Origin of the sequence: Skermanella sp. TT6 (assembly GCF_016653635.2) — a bacterium.
GTDB lineage: Bacteria > Pseudomonadota > Alphaproteobacteria > Azospirillales > Azospirillaceae > Skermanella > Skermanella cutis.
In genome coordinates this window covers 2932565-2948080 of record NZ_CP067420.1, presented here as the reverse complement: position 1 = coordinate 2948080, position 15516 = coordinate 2932565, and the positions used below count along the sequence as shown (strand labels likewise).

Here is a 15516-nt window from a genome sequence, read left to right as displayed (position 1 = left end):
CCGGCGGCATACTCCGCCGCCTTACCGAGTGGCTTGTCGAAAATTGCCGAGATTCATGGAACGCGACGTGACAGCACCCCTCCGCCGCATCGTGGGTGCGCCCGGCGCCCTCGTTGCGCTGATCATCTCCTGCCTCGTGCTCACCTTCCCCGGGCTCCTGGCGGCGGCCGAGGCGGTGGGGGAGCATGGCGGCGCCCCCCATCTGGAAGGAGCCGCGCTCGGGCTGATCTGGGTCCTGCCGTTCGCGGGGATCCTGCTCTCCATCGCGCTGTTCCCGCTGCTGGCGCCGAACATCTGGCACCATCATTTCGGCAAGATATCGGCCTTCTGGGCACTGTCCTTCCTGGTCCCGTTCGCCCTGACATATGGATTTGACCTCGCCCTTTACGAGGTCCTTCATACCGTCCTGCTGGAATACGTCCCGTTCATCGTGCTGCTGCTGGCCCTGTTCACCGTGGCCGGCGGGGTCCGGGTGACCGGAAGCCTGACCGGCACGCCGTTGGTCAACACCGGCATACTGTTTCTCGGCACCGTGATCGCGAGCTGGATGGGCACGACCGGGGCCGCCATGCTGCTGATCCGCCCGCTGCTGAAGGCCAACGACGGGCGGCGCCACAAGGTGCACGTGGTCGTCTTCTTCATCTTCCTGGTCGCCAACATCGGCGGATCGCTGACGCCCCTGGGCGACCCGCCGCTGTTCCTGGGCTTCCTGAAGGGCGTCGATTTCTTCTGGACGACGCGGCACATGCTGCTGCCCATGGCGCTGGTCTCCGCGGTGCTGCTGGCGATCTTCTTCGCCATGGACAGCTTCCTCTACACCAGGGAACCGCCCCGGAAGGAGAAGCCCCGGGACGCCGAGAAGCTGGGGATCGAGGGCGGGATCAACATCCTGCTGCTGGGCGGCGTGGTCGCCGCGGTGCTGCTCAGCGGCGTGTGGAAGCCGGGCATCGGCTTCGAGGTATATCATGTGCATGTGGATATCCAGAACGTCGCGCGGGACGTCCTGCTGGTCGGCATCGCGCTGCTCTCGCTCAGGCTCACCAGCAACGAGAGCCGGCGGCTCAACGCCTTCAGCTGGTTCCCGATCCTGGAGGTCGCCAAGCTGTTCGCCGGCATCTTCCTGACCATCATCCCGGCCATCGCGATCCTGCGCGCCGGAACCGACGGCGCGCTCAGCGGGATCGTCTCGGCCGTCACCACGCCGGACGGGCAGCCGATCAACTACATGTATTTCTGGGCGACCGGCATCCTGTCGAGCTTCCTGGACAATGCGCCGACATACCTGGTGTTCTTCAACACGGCCGGCGGCGACCCGATGCACCTGATGCACGACGTTCCGAACACGCTGCTGGCGATCTCGGCCGGCGCGGTGTTCATGGGCGCAAACACCTATATCGGCAACGCGCCCAACTTCATGGTCAAGGCGATCGCGGAGGAGCGCGGGGTCAACATGCCCAGCTTCTTCGGCTACATCGCCTGGTCCGGGTTGATCCTGATCCCGCTGTTCCTGCTGACGACGGTGGTGTTCTTCCTGTAGGGGGCGTGGGATAAATCGCCGAGCTGGCCGGAACCGGGATAGCGGGGTCAGACCACCATTTCCCACCAACTCTCCAGAATTTCAATCATCAGGGGAAATGGTGGTCTGACCCCGCTATCCCTCGCCGGCGCCAACCGTCGTTTTTCACGCTTGATCAGTGCCCTCTTCCCGCCGTCAGTGGGACATCAGGACGGGCAGGTCCATGTGGCCCAGTATGTGCCGGGTGACGCCGCCGATGATCAGCTCTCGCAGGCGGGAATGGCCGTAGGCGCCCATCACCAAAGCGTCGCAGTCCAGTTCCTGCGCGACCTGAAGGATGATCTCGCCGACGCTCGCGTCGTTGTCGTTGATGTTGTTGCGCAAGCCGACATTGACGCCGTGCTTGACCAGGTATTCGCAGATCTCCTGGCCTGACGGGTCCGGCTTGCCAGGCCGCTCGATGGTCAGGACGGTCACGGCCTCGGCATCGGACAGGAAGGGGATCGCGTCGCGAACGGCGCGTCCCGCCTCGCGCGTGTTCTTCCAGGCGATCAGCGTGTGCTTGCCGGAAGTCGGCACCCGCCGCTCCCACGGCAGGATGATCGTCGGACAGACGGCCTGCATCGGAAGCTGGTCGGGGATCTGGAGCCGGACGCGGTCCTCCAGGTTCGCGGGGTGCGACTGGCTGACCACGGCAAGATCGACGAACGGGGTCCGCCGGGCCAGCAGGGCCACGTGGTCGCCCTCCTCGACCCGGAAGGAGTAGGTCACGTCGGCGCAATGGTTCCGGACCTCGTGCTCGATCTCCTCCGCCTTCTCGTGGGCGATGGCCGTCGCCTCGGCGAGGTAGGCGTAGGATGCGCCCCGGCCGGTGATCCCGGCCGGCATCGTGACCGGAGTCGCGATGTACAGGATCTCCAGATAAGCATCGAAGCGCTTGGCCAGCTCGATCCCGCGGTGCAGGCGGTCGGCGTGCTGCTCGTCGTTGGCCATGTGAAGCAGGATGGATTTGATCGGCATGGCTGGACGCTTCTCCCCGGAGTCGTTTGCGACGGTAACGATAGCGCCCCGTGCCGCGAGGTGGCAACGTTCGCTTGTCAGGATGCGGATTCCGCCTTCTTCTTCGACCCGATCCTGGGCTCCTCGCCCTTGAGCAGGCGGCGGATGTTGGCATGATGGCGGATATAGACCAGCACCGCGATGAAGGCGCAGAGCTGTCCGACCTGCGGTCCCGCGAAGTACCAGCCGGTCAGCGGGCTGATGCCCAGCGCCACCAGCGCGGACAGGGACGAGTAGCGGAGCGCGAAGGCGACCAGCAGCCAGGTCAGGCAGGCGATAACCCCGACCGGCCAGGAGACCGCCAGCAGCACGCCGAGGGCGGTCGCCACGCCCTTGCCGCCGTTGAAGCCGAGCCACACCGGAAAAGTGTGCCCGAGCATCGATCCGGCTCCCGCCAGCACGGCGGCGTCGGGACCGAACCGGCTGGCGACCAGCACGGCGAAGGCGCCCTTGCCGCTGTCCAGGACCAGGGTCAGGGCGGCGAGCGGCTTGTTGCCGGTGCGCAGGACGTTGGTGGCGCCAATATTGCCGGAGCCGATCTTCCGGATGTCGCCATAGCCGGCAATCCGGGACAGCACCAGGCCGAACGGGATCGACCCCAGGAGATATCCCGCGACGGCGGCGGCGAGCAGGTAGGGCCAGGAGAAACCCCAGCTTATCGGATCGGGCATGCTGCTGAATTCCGGTGGATCGAGGGGATCATGCGTCCAGGTTGAAGACGGTGGCGCCGCCGACGACGGTGCGGGTGGCGCGGCCGGTGACGGGACGGCGGTCGAACGGCGAATTGCGGGAACGGCTTCGGAAGCGGGCGACGTCGACCCGCCACAGCCGGTCGGGATCGAAGACGGTGAGGTCGGCGGCGCGCCCCTGGGCGAGCCGGCCGAGCGGCAGGCCCAGCAGGTCGGCCGGATTGCAGGTCAGGGCGGCCAGGGCCCGCGACAGCGGCAGCTTGCCGTTATGGACCAGTTCCAGCACCAGCGGCAGCAGGGTTTCCAGGCCGACGATGCCGCAGGCGGCGTCCGCGAAGGGGACGTCCTTGCGGTCGGCCGGCTGGGGCCTGTGGTCGCTGACGACGGCATCGATCGTGCCGTCCGCGAGGCCTTCCACGATGGCGCGGCGGTCCATTTCCCCACGGAGCGGCGGCGACAGCTTGGCGGCGGTCCGGTAGCCGATCACGTCGGTTTCGGTCAGGGCGAAATAGGCCGGCGCCGTGTCGCAGGTGACCGGCAGGCCGCGGCGCTTGGCGTCGCGGATCACCTCCACCGCCGCCCCGGTCGAGACATGGGCGGCGTGGTAGCGGGTCCCCGTCAGCTCGACCAGACGCAGGTCGCGTTCGATCAGGATGACCTCGGCCTGGGCCGGGATGCCGGGCAGGCCCATGCGGGTCGCCACCTCGCCGGCATTCATCTGCCCGCCATCCGCGAGGCTGGGTTCCTCCGGGTGCTGGACGACCGGGCGCCCCAGGGCGCCCGCATAGCGCAGCACGCGCAGCATGACGGCCGCGTCGGCGATCGCGGCTTCCCCGTCCGTGAAGGCCAGGGCGCCGGACCGGGCGGCAAGCGCCATCTCGGCAAGGCCGCGCGCGCCGTCGGAGGCGCGGCCATAGCGATAGACCCGGACGGGCGATGCTGTTTCATCCGCACCCGGCGGCAGGCATACCATGGCGGTGACGCCGCCGGCGGCGGCCGCCTCGGGGGTCGCCTCTTCCCGGCCGCCGGCTGTCACCCGCATGTCGATCAGGCCCGGCGCCAGGCACTGGCCGCCGAGATCGGTCACCCCGATCCCATCCGGCACGCCGTCGGCGAACAGGCCGGGGCCGAAGTCCGCGATCGTCCCGCCCTCGGTCAGCAAGGTTCCCATGGCATCGAGGCCGGTGGCCGGGTCCAGCAGCCTTGCGTTCCGGTACGCCATGCGCGGTGCCATCACGCGACCTCGCGGGTGACATGGTCGAGGCAGGCGGCGATCACGGAGGCGAGGGTCGCCTGATCGGCTTCGATCAGGGAGCTCCCGGCATCGACACCGAAGGTCTCGTCGAATTCCCGCTGCGACGGAACGAGGGTCCCGAGCGAGCGCCGGACGTCGAGCGGGTAGCGGACCACCGCGTCGGCCCCGCGCAGACCCTCGGCCGGGACGTGGTGGACTTCCGCGCCCAGCCGGTCGATGTCCGGCGGCAGCAGGGTCGGCGGTGCGACCACGCGGACGAAGGCGCCCAGCGCGTTCAGCATGTGGATCGAGGAGAATGCCGCGCCATGGTGCAGGATATCGCCCGCGAGCGCCACCACCCGGCCCCGCAGGTCGCCGAAGCGGCGGCGCATCGCCACGGCGTCTGCCAGCGCCCCGATGGGATCCTCGTGGCCGCCGTCGCCCGCGTTGACGATCGGGCAGGGAGCGCGATTCGCGACCCACGCGGCGCCGCCGGGCCGTGAATCCCGCACGAGCGCCGCCGCGCAGTCAGAGGCATCCTCGGAAGGCTCGGCACCGAGGCGAAGCACCGCCGTCTCGAATGCCGCCCGGAGGGTCGCAGCGTCCGCCGGAAGCAGGCCGCCGACGCGGCGCCCGGCGAGCGGCCGATCCGTCGGCGGATCGTCGGCACGGTCGAGCAGGATTGACAGTTCCGCGGCCGACATGCCTTGCAGAGCCAGCAGATGACGGGGGCGACCGGGAACGCGCGGCGGGATGGTCATGATGGGGCGGGACTATAAGGACGCGGTTCCCGCCCTGCAATCACCTAGAGAGTTCCCGATCAGGTTGAACCGCTCCGGTCCTTGCAGCCGGCCGTTCCACTCGCCCCATCGTGTTGCGCCATGGGCGCAACCTACGGCTCGATGCAGGCCGAAGCTGATGCGGACCGGCGATCGTAGGTTGCGTCCGTGGCGCAACGCATCGGATCAGCTGTCTCGGGCGGATTGACCTGATCAGGTACAGTTCTAGAAATAGGCGATCAGCCGCCCCAGGGTCGCGGTGCTCGCCCAGACGCCGGCCGACACGAAGGCGCCCGCGACGGCAAGGCCGGGTGCCCGGACTTCAGCGTTCCAAGTCTCCACCCTGCGCCAGGGTATCAGGTGAAAAGCCACGATGTTGGCGAGGCCCAAGCCGATCAGGCCCAGCTTGTAGACGAAGACAGGGTTGTTCCAGACGGCCGTGGCGTCGGCGGTGAACAGCAGAAAGCCGGTCACGATCGCCACCGCGAACCCGCCTGCGGCGATCGGCAGCAGAAGCCGCCCCAGCGCCGCCACGGGCAGCGACCGCGCCATGCCCATGATCCGCAGGTCGAAGGCGAAGATGCTGCCGACCATGGCGACGACCGCCAGCACATGCAGGACATTGGCGGCGGGATAGAGCCAGAGGGCCTGCCGGAGCGCCTCGCCCAGCGCGGAATGCTCCAGCGCGAGTGCCCAACCAGGCCCGGTGCCGGCATGCTCCATCAGCGCAGCTCGACCGACTTGCCGTCGACCCGGATCCGCTCCGCCCGCAGTTCGGTCGGGTCGCTCCTGTGGATATAGCCGTCGAGGCTGACCGTCTGTCCCTGGCGCAAGGTCCCGTCCGGCAGCCCCCGGGTGGTCATGCGGGACGGCGGTGCCAGCACGATGAACCAGGTCTTGCCCTGGGATTCGAGTTGGATCGAAGCGTGGGGATTGGCGAACGACACGGACTGGACGGTGCCGTCCAGGGTCGTCGGCGCCGTGCTGTCGTAGCTGCCCCAGCCATGGTGCGCCATGGCGGTCGGCGTAACGGCCAGGGTGCCCAGGACCGCCGCGGCGGCCAGCGTCTTGCGTGAGTTCGGAAGGATCATCGGGAGCTCCCGGTGCAGGACTGTCGATGCGCTTGATATAGGGCTCGACAGCGGACGGGAGCGACTTTTTCGGCATTTCCAGCAGACTCTCGAATACCACTTTCGATAATATATTCATCAGAGGGAAAAGCAGTATAGAGAATCTTACTGCCTTTAATTACTCTAGAACATTGTGAGGCGTTTCACTGAATCCAGTGTTTCTCTTATGCTTTGGTTCGCTCCTCGAAACAGAGGAGGCGATGACATGCGCAACATGACCGTGAGGCTCAAGGGGCTTTCGTTGCTGATGCTGGCCCTGGCGCCCCCCGCCGTGATCCTGGGCGGCGTGGTGTTCGCCGGCAAGCTGGTATTCGATGCCGGGCAGGCGACGCGTGAAAGGATCGAGACAGTCGTCGAGACCGTGAACACAGAGATCGTGCCGAGGCTTGAAGCGATCGGCCGGACCTATGGCGGGATGGCCGATACCCTTGACCGGCTGAACGGTCAGATCGACGGGGTTTTCGTGAAGCTGGGAAGCATCCAGGATCTGCGGATCGACGCGGGGCAGTTGGGCTATGCCGGCGCCCGCCAGATCCAGGTACCGTCCCGCACGGTATCGTTCGGATCAGGCTTCGCCAAGATAGACGTGGAAACGGGAAAGCTGCTCAACGAGACGCTTCCGGCCATCCGCATCCCCGACCGGCCCGTCACCATCCCGATCGGTCCGTTGCGCGAAGCCTTCGCCCCGCTGGGTCCGGGCGGCCCGATCGGCCGTGCCGTCCAGGCGGCGCAAGGCGAGATCGGCAAGGCGGTCGGCGAGGTGAAGAAGCTCGCCGAACCTGTGGGCACCCTGGTCGATACGGCGGCCGGCTGGTTCGGCCCGCTCCGGCAGACCCTGGCCACGCTGGGGTTCGTGATCACGGCGATGATGTCCGCCGTGGTCCTGCTCATCGCGCTTTATGTCGGCGCCGGACTATGGCTGGCGGTACGCCGCCGCGCCGAGGCTGCGGCCGCCTATCGGACCGGCGGCGAGTTGGGCTACGTCCTGTATGTCCACCGCACATTGATCCTAGACGGATTCGCCCAGCTCCGCGGGCGCGACCCGTCGGTCCGGACCTCGACCGCCGACCTGAACGGGATCGTCGAGCAGCTCCGTGCCGAGGTGGCGGACCTGCGCGCGGAACTGGGCCGCACCCGGATGAGCGCCTGCGCGGCGGAGTGAGGGAGAACGCCGCCCCGCGGGGCGGCCATCCGACGGAGGAAACGACGATGTCCAGGAACCATGGTCCCGACCAGGCCGCGCGCCGTGCGGCACCCGTCGCCGCGGCCTGCATGGCGGCGGTCCTTCTCACCGGCTGCGTCACCAGCCTCGTCGGCGGCGAAGGTGAGTCCGCGAAGCCGCACGTCGCCGTCGGAGCCCGGGCGCTTCCCGTGGCCCGGGTCGCCTATCCCATCACCGCCACGGCGCCGCCGGTGTTCCTGGGGCCCGCGGCGGCGGAACGGCAGGCCATGACCATGCTGGCGAAGGCGGTCGGCGAGACGCACAAGGAGATGTGGGAGAAATGCGCCTCCTTCTGGGGCCATGAGAACGCTCTCCTTCCGTCGCGCAAGGAATGGGTCTTCTATGACGACGGCTGGCTGAGCCGAGGCGTCTCGGACTTCGAGCACGGGGAGTTCCTGGCGCAGGTCCTGGTCGAGCCGGAGGGCGATCCGGAATCGGGCGAGGCGGCGGGAATCGAGCGCCTCCGCAAGGTCGTGGACATGGCCCTGACCGACACTCCGGCCGACCTGCCGGGACGCGACCGCGTCATGAAGGAGGCGATGGGCAGGATGGAGGAGCAGGGCATGCCCCTGCCTCCGGACTGGGCGGAGGCCGGCACGGCGCCGGTCGGCGCGCAGGCGGTGCTGGCCGGCATTCTTCCGGCCGACACCGCCGGGCGCCTGTCGTCCGCAACGGTGACGAGGACCGTGGTCGTCGGCGAGGACGGCCGGGAGCGCACCATGCTGAGCTATCGGGTTCCTTTCACGGAAGGGGCCTACGCGAAGCTGGCCGAGCGGTACGCCGAGGCGGTCTTCCGGGAAGCCGGCGAATTCGCCATGCCACCTTCGCTGATCCTCGCGGTGATGGAGACGGAAAGCGCCTTCAATCCGCGCGCCCGCTCCCACATCCCGGCCTTCGGCCTGATGCAGCTGGTGCCGACCAGCGGCGGACTGGACGCCCACCGGTTCGTCAACGGCGAGTCGGCTCCCATGCTGATCCCCGAGTCGCTTTATGACGTCGACACCAACGTCAGGCTCGGCACCGCCTACCTGAAGCTGCTCGACACCCGTTACCTGAGGGACGTCGATCATCCGGAAAGCCGTCTCTACGCAGCCATCGCCGCCTACAACACGGGCGCTGGCAACGTGGCCCGGGCTTTCAACGGCACGACGAACATCGGCCGGGCCGCTCCCCTGATCAACCGGCTCCCGCCGGAGGAGGTGTTCGACCATCTGAGCGAGCAACTGCCCTTCGAGGAGACCCGGCGCTATCTCGTGAAGGTGACCGAGGCCCGCCGGCGCTATCTTGACTGGGACCGGGCCGCCGCGGATGCGCAGCTTGCGGCCCGGACCGTCGAGGACACCGATGCGGAGACGCGGTGATCAGACGATGCCGGCTTCCCTCAGGCGCCGGATCTCGGCCTCGTCCAGCCCGAGCCAGTCGCCGAACACCTCGCCGGTGTGCTGGCCCAGCGTCGGCGGGGCGTGGCGGTAGTCGACCGGCGTGTCGGAGAACCGCATCGGGCTGGCGAGCAGGTGGATCGGTTCGGGCGTCAGCGGATGGGGCAGGGTGATCTCCATGCCCCGTTCCCTGACCTGCGGGTCGTCGAACACTTGGTCGATCCGGTTGATCGGGCTGCACGGCACGCCCAGGGGCTCCAGGCCCTTCAGCCAGTGGTCCCGCGGCATGGACGAGATCAGCTGGCGCAGGACCGGTATCAGGTCGTGCCGGTTGCGCACGCGAAGCTCGTTCGTGGCGAAGCGCGGGTCGGTCGCCAATTCCGGCCGGCCGGCGAACTGGCAGAACCGGGCATACTGCCCGTCGTTGCCGACGCCCAGGATGATGTAGCCGTCGGAGGCCGGGAAGGCTTCGTAGGGAACGATCGTCGGGTGCGCGTTGCCCATGCGCGGAGGCGCCTCGCCGCTGGTCAGGTAATACTGGCCGGCATAGGACAGCCAGGCGACCTGGGTGTCCAGCAGCGCCATGTCGACATGCTGGCCCTTGCCGGTCCGGGTGCGGTGGTGCAGGGCCGCCAGGATCGCGACGAGGCCGTACATCCCGGTCATCAGGTCGGCGATGCCGACGCCCAGCTTCTGCGGGTCGCCGTCCGGCTCCCCGGTCACGCTCATGATCCCGCCCATGGCCTGGACCAGGAAATCATAGCCCGCCCGAGGGGCGTAGGGGCCGGTCTGCCCGAAGCCGGTGACCGAGCAGTAGATCAGCCCGGGGAACTCGTCCTTGAGCTGGTCGTAGCCGAGATTGTAGCGGCTCAGCGTCCCGACCTTGTAGTTCTCCAGCAGGATGTCGCTTCGGGCGATCATCCGGCGGGCCAGGGCCTGCCCCTCCGGCTTGGTGAAGTCCAGGGTGATCGACCGCTTGTTCCGGTTGGCCGACAGGTAGTAGGCGCTCTCGGTCGTGTCATTGCCGTCCGCGTCGCGCACATAGGGAGGGCCCCATTTCCGGGTGTCGTCGCCCTGGCCCGGCCGCTCCACCTTGACCACGTCGGCGCCGAGGTCGCCCAGCACCTGGGTGGCGCTGGGACCCGCCAGGACGCGGCTCATGTCGAAGACCTTCAGCCCGGCGAGCGGGCCGGAAGGGGCGGGGCGGGCGGTCGATATCATGGACGGTGCATCCGGAAGCGGAAAGGGAAACCCTGGGACAGGCGAGCGGCGGGTCGCCGTCCGGTTATAGGGACTGGCCGGCGGCGTTGACAAGCGCGGCCGCCGCGCCCGCGCGTTCCTCCGCCTTCCTGTACTCGCGGGCCTCGCCGCACACCCATTCATAGAAGGCCGCCACCTTGGGCCGGTCGAAGTAGCGGGGAGGCGCCACGAAGTAATAGGCCAGCTCGGTCGGCAGAGTGATGCCGAACGGTGCCACCAGCCGGCCGGCGTCCAAATCGTCGGCCGCCAGCACCCGGCGCGCCAGCGCGATGCCGTGGCCGGCCACCGCCGCCTGGAGCACCAATGCCGAATCCGTGAAGCGGGGGCCGCGCGCCGCGTCCACGCCGCGCACTCCGGCCGACTGGAGCCACATGGTCCAGCCGATCAGGAAGTCGTCGTGCAGCAGGGTGAACCCGGCCAGGTCTTCCGGCGTGCGCAGGCGTTTGGGGCCTTCGAGCAGGGCGGGCGAGCAAACCGGGAAGATGTCCTCGGTCAGCAGCTTCTCCGCCCGCACCCCTTCCCAGCCGCCGCGCCCGAACCGGATCGCCGCGTCCACGTCCTGCTGGGTGAAGTCGACCATCTGCGGAGTCGTGGACAGCAGGACGTCCAGATGGGGATGCTGCTCCTGGAAACGCGGCAGCCGCGGGACGAGCCACTTGGCGGCGAAGGAGGCGATGGTGCTGATGGTGAGCGAGCCTCCGCCGTCGGCGGCCCTGAGCTTGGCGGTCGCGTCGGCGATCTGGTCCAGCGCTTCGCGCAGCGGCGGCAGGTAGCCCTGGCCGGCCTCGGTCAGCACCAGTGCCCGGTTCAGCCGCCGGAACAGCGGCACGCCCAGCACGTCCTCCAGCCCCTTGATCTGGTGGCTGATGGCGGCCTGCGTCACGTTCAGTTCCTCCGCCGCGCGGGTGAAGCTGAGATGGCGCGCGGCGGCCTCGAAGGCGCGGATGGCGTTCAGCGGTGGCAGGCGGCGGCCCATGGTCCGGTTCGGTGATTAGTTTTGCTAATCCACTTTATGAGAAAGCGTCGTTTGCGCGCAAGAACCGGGTCGCGCAAATATCGGCGCATCACGATGATGTTTCTCGATGATGACCGCCGGAGCCGGAGCCGCTTCGGCCCGCTTTCGCATAAGGAGAGCCAAGATGACCGTCGGCATTCGGAAGTCCGCTCCGCTCGGTGCGGACATAAGCCTGAAAAGCTTCAATCGCCTCCTGGTGACTGTCTTCGATACCGTGCTGGAATGGCAGGACCGGGCACGGCAGCGCCACCGCCTCGGCGAGATGGACGATCACCTTCTGCGCGATATCGGCCTGTCCCGCGCCGATCTGGAACAGGAAGTGGTCAAGCCGTTCTGGCGGCCCTGACGGTCGTCCGGCGGACGACGGTCGGGCTCAGTCGCGGTCGGCCCGTTCGCCCATGAGATCGCCGGTCACCGAGGCGATCTCGTCCAGCGCGCTGGTCAGGCGCGGCAGGTAGCGGCGCCCGTCGTCGGTCAGCTCCAGGCCCCGGGCGAAGCGGCGGAACAGGACGACTCCAAGCCAGCTTTCGAGCATCTTGACATGGTGGCTGATCGCCGCCGGGGTCACTTTCAATTCCTGCGCCGCGCCCGTGAAGCTGCCATGACGTCCCGCCGCCTCGAACGCCCGTACGGCGCTGAGCGGTGGCAAATGCCGGCTCTGATGCGTTTCGAAGTCCAACCTCTGTACCACCCCCGATCCATTCCGCTCCGAATGATGCGTTCAGCGTTGAAACAGTCCGGGAGGGACTGAGGTTTCATCCGAACAGCAGCAATGCGAGCGGAATGGACGGCAGGGCCAGCACCGTCTGGAGGGTGATCGTTCCGGCCATCAGGCGGGCGTCGCCGCCCATCTGCCGTGCCAGCACATAGGCCGACGCGGCGGCCGGCAGGCTGTTGAACAGCACGGCCACCGTCAGGGTCAGGCCGTGGACGCCGAAGACGGCGCCGTACAGCGCCGTCAGCCCCGGCACGACCAGCAGTTTCGTCAGCGACGACTGGAGCACGGCCCCTCCGGCGGAACGCGCCGCCGCGAGGTCCAGGCCGGCGCCGACCGCCAGCAGCCCGAGCGGCAGGGCGGCGTCGCCCAGGATCTGGAAGACGGGGCCGATCAGGGGCGGCCGGCCGACGCCGCTGAGGTTGAGCGCCGCTCCGGCCGCCACGCCGATGATGATCGGGTTGCGCAGGATTCCCAGGGCGACCGCTCGGATCGAGCTGCCGTTCCCGGAGCCGTAGCGGGACAGGACGATCACGCACAGCACGTTCACCAGCGGCACGACCGTCGCCAAACCGATCGCGAACAGCGTCACGCCGGGCTTGCCGAACAGCGCCGCGGCGGCCGCCAGCCCGACGAAGGTGTTCGGCCTGACCGATCCCTGGAAGACGGAGGTGAAGGCGGGGCCGTCGGGATTGAGGTGCCTGCGCAGCAGAAGCAGCAGCAGGGTCGCGGTGAGGATCGCCGAGACCAGCGCCAGTCCCATGGGGACCACCGCGAGGTCGCCCAGGCTGGCCTTGGAAAGGTTGTCGAGCAGCAGGAGCGGGAAGAAGATGTAATAGGTGAGCTTCTCGACCGGCACCCAGGCTTCGTCCGGGACGAAGCGGCGCCGGCGCAGCACGTATCCCAGCAGGATCAGGAGGAAGATCGGCGTGAGGGCGGTGAAGACGATGAAGAGCTGGGACATTCAGGAATTGCCGTCTTCGATCCCTTCATCCCCGCCGCTTTCCCGGTCGAAGCGTTCCTGTTCGAGCCGTTCCTCCTCGGCCAGCCGCGCCGCCGCGCGCATCCCCGCGAGCGCGTCCAGGGCGCCCTGGAGGATGTAGGCGGCGGCCATCTTGTCCACGACCTCGGCGCGGCGCTTCCGGGTCATGTCGGCGTCGATCATCATGCGCTGGACCGCGCTGGTGGACAGCCGCTCGTCCCAGAACGCGATCTCCTGCTCGCCGCCCAGGATGTCCCTGTGCTCCAGCATGCTGGCGCCGAACTGCCGGGCGCGCTCGGCCGAGGGCCCCTCGCTGCCGTCCATGTTGACCGGCAGCCCGATCACGACGGCGCCGACCTCCCGGTCCTTGATGATGCGGGCCAGCTCGCGCGCGTCCACCGTGAACTTGGTGCGCTTGATCGTGCCGATCGGCGACGCGACGGAGAATCCGGGGTCGGAGATCGCCATGCCGATGGTCTTTGTGCCCAGGTCGAGCCCCAGCAGCCGCCTGCCGCGGGGTATGACGTCGAGAAGGTCCGTGAGCTTGCGGATCGCCATATCGGGTGTTACTTTCGGCACACAGTCATAAAGGCACACTGCCGGAAAATTTCCATTTCTGCCGTCGGCCGGGGCAGTGCTCCGGCACGAGGCGTTCGCGGACGGAGAGACTTACCCCATGTCGCTCGATAAGGCCACCGTGGCGAAGATCGCCCACTTGGCCCGCATCAAGGTGCCCGAGGCCGACCAGGACCACCTGGCCGGCGAACTCAGCAACATCCTGAACTTCGTCGAGCAATTGAACGAGGTCGATACCGTCGGCGTGCAACCGATGACCAGCGTGGCACCCCACAAGCTGCGCCGCCGCCCCGACGCCGTCACCGACGGCGGCATCCGCGACGCCGTGCTGCTCAACGCCCCGGACAGTGCCGAGGGCTTCTTCGTCGTGCCGAAGGTTGTCGAGTGATGACGGATCTGACAAAGCTGACCATGACCGAAGCCCTGGCCGGGATGGCCAAGGGCGAGTTCACCAGCGTCGAGCTGACCGAGGCGCATGTCCGCGCCGTCGAGGCGTCGCGCCCCCTGAACGCCTTCATCACCGAGACTCCGGACCAGGCGATCGCCATGGCCGAGCGGGCCGACGCCCGGCGCGCCAAGGGCGAGGCCGGCCCGATGAACGGCCTGCCGATCGCGGTCAAGGACCTGTTCTGCACGGAAGGTTTCCAGACCACCGCCGGCAGCCATATCCTGGAAGGCTTCAAGCCGCCCTATGAATCCACCGTCACCGCCAACCTGTGGCGGGACGGAGCGGTGATGCTGGGCAAGGTCAACCTGGACGAGTTCGCCATGGGCTCGTCCAACGTGACCAGCCATTTCGGCCCCGTCGTCAGCCCCTGGAGCCAGGGCACCCTGGTGCAGCGCGACTTGGCGGAGGAGGGCGGCTTCCTGTCAGAGCTGACCGCCGCCGTGCGCCAGCCGCGCCCGGTGCAGGAATGGCAGTGGACCCGCAAGCTGGTGCCCGGCGGATCGTCGGGCGGTTCGGCCGCCGCGGTGGCGGCGCGCTGCGCCATGGCCGCGACCGGGACCGACACCGGCGGCTCGATCCGCCAGCCGGCCTCGTTCGTCGGCATCGTCGGCATCAAGCCGACCTACGGCCGCTGCTCGCGCTGGGGCATCGTCGCCTTCGCGTCGTCGCTCGACCAGGCCGGCCCGATGACCCGCACGGTCGAGGACGCGGCGCTGATGCTGGGCTCCATGTGCGGGTTCGATCCCAGGGACTCGACCAGCGTGGACATGCCGGTGCCGGACTTCCGCGCGGCGCTGACCGGCGACATCCGCGGCCTCAAGGTGGGCATCCCCAAGGAATACCGGGTCGACGGCATGCCCGCCGAGATCGAGAAGCTGTGGCAGCAGGGCATCGACTGGCTGAAGGCGGCCGGCGCCGAGCCGGTCGAGATCAGCCTGCCGCACACCAAGTACGCGCTGGCCACATATTACATCGTGGCGCCGGCCGAGTGCTCGTCCAACCTGGCGCGTTACGACGGCGTCCGCTTCGGGCTGCGGGTCGAGGGCAAGGACCTGAAGGACATGTACGAGAACACCCGCGCCGAGGGTTTTGGGGCGGAGGTCAAGCGCCGCATCATGATCGGCACCTACGTGCTGTCGGCGGGATACTACGACGCCTATTACCGCAAGGCGCAGCAGGTCCGGACCCGGATCGCGCAGGACTTCGAGCAGGCCTACGAGCGGTGCGACGTGATCCTGACGCCGACGGCGCCCAGCACCGCGTTCGCCATCGGCGAGAAGATGGACGACCCGATCGCCATGTACCTGAACGACGTGTTCACGGTGCCGGCGTCGCTGGCGGGGCTGCCCGGTATCTCGGTGCCGGCGGGCCTGGCATCGGACGGCTTGCCGCTGGGCCTGCAGATCCTCGGCCGCCCGTTCGACGAGGCGACCGTGCTGCGGGTGGCCGGCGTGCTGGAGAACGCCGCCGGCTTCGACGCCCTGCCGCCCTTCGTCGCCGCCCGCGGCTGAC

Annotated in this window: 17 protein-coding genes; 6 read left to right on the top strand and 11 right to left on the bottom strand. The window is 68.4% G+C overall.

Annotated elements, in window-relative coordinates:
* Nucleotides 1-67: 67 nt before the first annotated feature.
* Nucleotides 68-1537, top strand: coding sequence for a sodium:proton antiporter (locus IGS68_RS13910; protein ID WP_247881327.1), 1470 nt, complete (start codon nucleotides 68-70; stop codon nucleotides 1535-1537).
* 174 nt (nucleotides 1538-1711) lie between these two features.
* Here IGS68_RS13910 and IGS68_RS13905 read toward each other — a convergent pair whose 3' ends face one another.
* From IGS68_RS13905 to IGS68_RS13880, 6 genes are all read right to left on the bottom strand, one after another.
* Nucleotides 1712-2536: a universal stress protein gene (locus IGS68_RS13905; RefSeq protein ID WP_201080905.1), complete on the bottom strand. Its 825-nt coding sequence runs from the start codon at nucleotides 2534-2536 to the stop codon at nucleotides 1712-1714.
* A 77-nt stretch (nucleotides 2537-2613) separates the two neighbouring features.
* Complete coding sequence (gene plsY / locus IGS68_RS13900; RefSeq protein ID WP_201080903.1) at nucleotides 2614-3246, bottom strand: glycerol-3-phosphate 1-O-acyltransferase PlsY; 633 nt, start codon at nucleotides 3244-3246, stop codon at nucleotides 2614-2616.
* A gap of 28 nt (nucleotides 3247-3274) precedes the next feature.
* Nucleotides 3275-4498: a dihydroorotase gene (locus IGS68_RS13895; RefSeq protein WP_201080901.1), complete on the bottom strand. Its 1224-nt coding sequence runs from the start codon at nucleotides 4496-4498 to the stop codon at nucleotides 3275-3277.
* A complete protein-coding gene (locus IGS68_RS13890) occupies nucleotides 4498-5202 on the bottom strand; it encodes an aspartate carbamoyltransferase (protein ID WP_201080899.1) in 705 nt (234 codons plus the stop codon). Before IGS68_RS13890 ends, IGS68_RS13895 begins: the two co-directional genes overlap by 1 nt.
* A 300-nt stretch (nucleotides 5203-5502) precedes the next feature.
* Nucleotides 5503-6000, bottom strand: coding sequence for a hypothetical protein (locus tag IGS68_RS13885; protein WP_201080897.1), 498 nt, complete (start codon nucleotides 5998-6000; stop codon nucleotides 5503-5505).
* Nucleotides 6000-6368 carry a DUF6152 family protein gene (locus IGS68_RS13880; protein WP_247881326.1) on the bottom strand — a complete coding sequence of 123 codons (369 nt, stop codon included), beginning with the start codon at nucleotides 6366-6368 and terminating at the stop codon, nucleotides 6000-6002. The genes IGS68_RS13885 and IGS68_RS13880 overlap by 1 nt, the downstream gene beginning before the upstream one ends.
* Nucleotides 6369-6612: 244 nt before the next feature.
* On the opposite strand from IGS68_RS13880, the gene IGS68_RS13875 reads away from it, so the two are divergent.
* Nucleotides 6613-7569 (top strand): hypothetical protein, encoded by a 957-nt coding sequence (locus IGS68_RS13875; RefSeq protein WP_201080895.1) that lies wholly within the window; start codon nucleotides 6613-6615, stop codon nucleotides 7567-7569.
* A 47-nt stretch (nucleotides 7570-7616) separates the two neighbouring features.
* The gene (locus IGS68_RS13870) at nucleotides 7617-8990 is read left to right on the top strand and encodes a transglycosylase SLT domain-containing protein (protein WP_201080893.1); all 1374 of its coding nucleotides are present in this window, start codon (nucleotides 7617-7619) and stop codon (nucleotides 8988-8990) included.
* Here IGS68_RS13870 and IGS68_RS13865 read toward each other — a convergent pair whose 3' ends face one another.
* Both IGS68_RS13865 and IGS68_RS13860 read right to left on the bottom strand, forming a co-directional pair.
* Nucleotides 8991-10229, bottom strand: coding sequence for a CaiB/BaiF CoA transferase family protein (locus tag IGS68_RS13865; RefSeq protein WP_201080891.1), 1239 nt, complete (start codon nucleotides 10227-10229; stop codon nucleotides 8991-8993).
* 64 nt (nucleotides 10230-10293) lie between these two features.
* Nucleotides 10294-11244: a transcriptional regulator GcvA gene (locus IGS68_RS13860; protein WP_201080889.1), complete on the bottom strand. Its 951-nt coding sequence runs from the start codon at nucleotides 11242-11244 to the stop codon at nucleotides 10294-10296.
* Between the two features lie 163 nt (nucleotides 11245-11407).
* Here IGS68_RS13860 and IGS68_RS13855 point away from each other — a divergent pair, with 163 nt between their 5' ends.
* On the top strand, nucleotides 11408-11629 hold the full coding sequence (locus tag IGS68_RS13855; RefSeq protein WP_201080887.1) for a DUF1127 domain-containing protein: 222 nt from the start codon (nucleotides 11408-11410) through the stop codon (nucleotides 11627-11629).
* A 27-nt stretch (nucleotides 11630-11656) separates the two neighbouring features.
* Here IGS68_RS13855 and IGS68_RS13850 read toward each other — a convergent pair whose 3' ends face one another.
* The 3 genes from IGS68_RS13850 to ruvX form a co-directional block, all read right to left on the bottom strand.
* Nucleotides 11657-11932: a LysR family transcriptional regulator gene (locus tag IGS68_RS13850; protein WP_201080885.1), complete on the bottom strand. Its 276-nt coding sequence runs from the start codon at nucleotides 11930-11932 to the stop codon at nucleotides 11657-11659.
* Between the two features lie 106 nt (nucleotides 11933-12038).
* Entirely contained in the window at nucleotides 12039-12962 is a 924-nt protein-coding gene (locus IGS68_RS13845; RefSeq protein ID WP_201080883.1) for an AEC family transporter, read from the bottom strand.
* Nucleotides 12963-13538: a Holliday junction resolvase RuvX gene (ruvX, locus tag IGS68_RS13840; protein ID WP_201080881.1), complete on the bottom strand. Its 576-nt coding sequence runs from the start codon at nucleotides 13536-13538 to the stop codon at nucleotides 12963-12965. It lies immediately after the preceding gene.
* A 118-nt stretch (nucleotides 13539-13656) separates the two neighbouring features.
* Between ruvX and gatC the strand changes: the two genes are divergently transcribed.
* Nucleotides 13657-13944, top strand: a complete 288-nt coding sequence (gene gatC / locus IGS68_RS13835) for an Asp-tRNA(Asn)/Glu-tRNA(Gln) amidotransferase subunit GatC (protein WP_201080879.1) — start codon at nucleotides 13657-13659, stop codon at nucleotides 13942-13944.
* Nucleotides 13944-15515 carry an amidase family protein gene (locus IGS68_RS13830; protein ID WP_201080877.1) on the top strand — a complete coding sequence of 524 codons (1572 nt, stop codon included), beginning with the start codon at nucleotides 13944-13946 and terminating at the stop codon, nucleotides 15513-15515. Before gatC ends, IGS68_RS13830 begins: the two co-directional genes overlap by 1 nt.
* Nucleotide 15516: the final 1 nt, after the last annotated feature.

Bases quoted from the DNA above. Each gene is read 5' to 3' on its own strand.
- IGS68_RS13905 (WP_201080905.1), bottom strand. From the start codon at position 2,536: ATGCCGATCAAATCCATCCTGCTTCACATGGCCAACGACGAGCAGCAC.
- plsY (WP_201080903.1), bottom strand. From the start codon at position 3,246: ATGCCCGATCCGATAAGCTGGGGTTTCTCCTGGCCCTACCTGCTCGCC.
- IGS68_RS13895 (WP_201080901.1), bottom strand. From the start codon at position 4,498: ATGGCACCGCGCATGGCGTACCGGAACGCAAGGCTGCTGGACCCGGCC.
- IGS68_RS13890 (WP_201080899.1), bottom strand. From the start codon at position 5,202: ATGTCGGCCGCGGAACTGTCAATCCTGCTCGACCGTGCCGACGATCCG.
- IGS68_RS13885 (WP_201080897.1), bottom strand. From the start codon at position 6,000: ATGGAGCATGCCGGCACCGGGCCTGGTTGGGCACTCGCGCTGGAGCAT.
- IGS68_RS13880 (WP_247881326.1), bottom strand. From the start codon at position 6,368: ATGATCCTTCCGAACTCACGCAAGACGCTGGCCGCCGCGGCGGTCCTG.
- IGS68_RS13875 (WP_201080895.1), top strand. From the start codon at position 6,613: ATGCGCAACATGACCGTGAGGCTCAAGGGGCTTTCGTTGCTGATGCTG.
- IGS68_RS13870 (WP_201080893.1), top strand. From the start codon at position 7,617: ATGTCCAGGAACCATGGTCCCGACCAGGCCGCGCGCCGTGCGGCACCC.
- IGS68_RS13865 (WP_201080891.1), bottom strand. From the start codon at position 10,229: ATGATATCGACCGCCCGCCCCGCCCCTTCCGGCCCGCTCGCCGGGCTG.
- IGS68_RS13860 (WP_201080889.1), bottom strand. From the start codon at position 11,244: ATGGGCCGCCGCCTGCCACCGCTGAACGCCATCCGCGCCTTCGAGGCC.
- IGS68_RS13855 (WP_201080887.1), top strand. From the start codon at position 11,408: ATGACCGTCGGCATTCGGAAGTCCGCTCCGCTCGGTGCGGACATAAGC.
- IGS68_RS13845 (WP_201080883.1), bottom strand. From the start codon at position 12,962: ATGTCCCAGCTCTTCATCGTCTTCACCGCCCTCACGCCGATCTTCCTC.
- ruvX (WP_201080881.1), bottom strand. From the start codon at position 13,538: ATGGCGATCCGCAAGCTCACGGACCTTCTCGACGTCATACCCCGCGGC.
- gatC (WP_201080879.1), top strand. From the start codon at position 13,657: ATGTCGCTCGATAAGGCCACCGTGGCGAAGATCGCCCACTTGGCCCGC.
- IGS68_RS13830 (WP_201080877.1), top strand. From the start codon at position 13,944: ATGACGGATCTGACAAAGCTGACCATGACCGAAGCCCTGGCCGGGATG.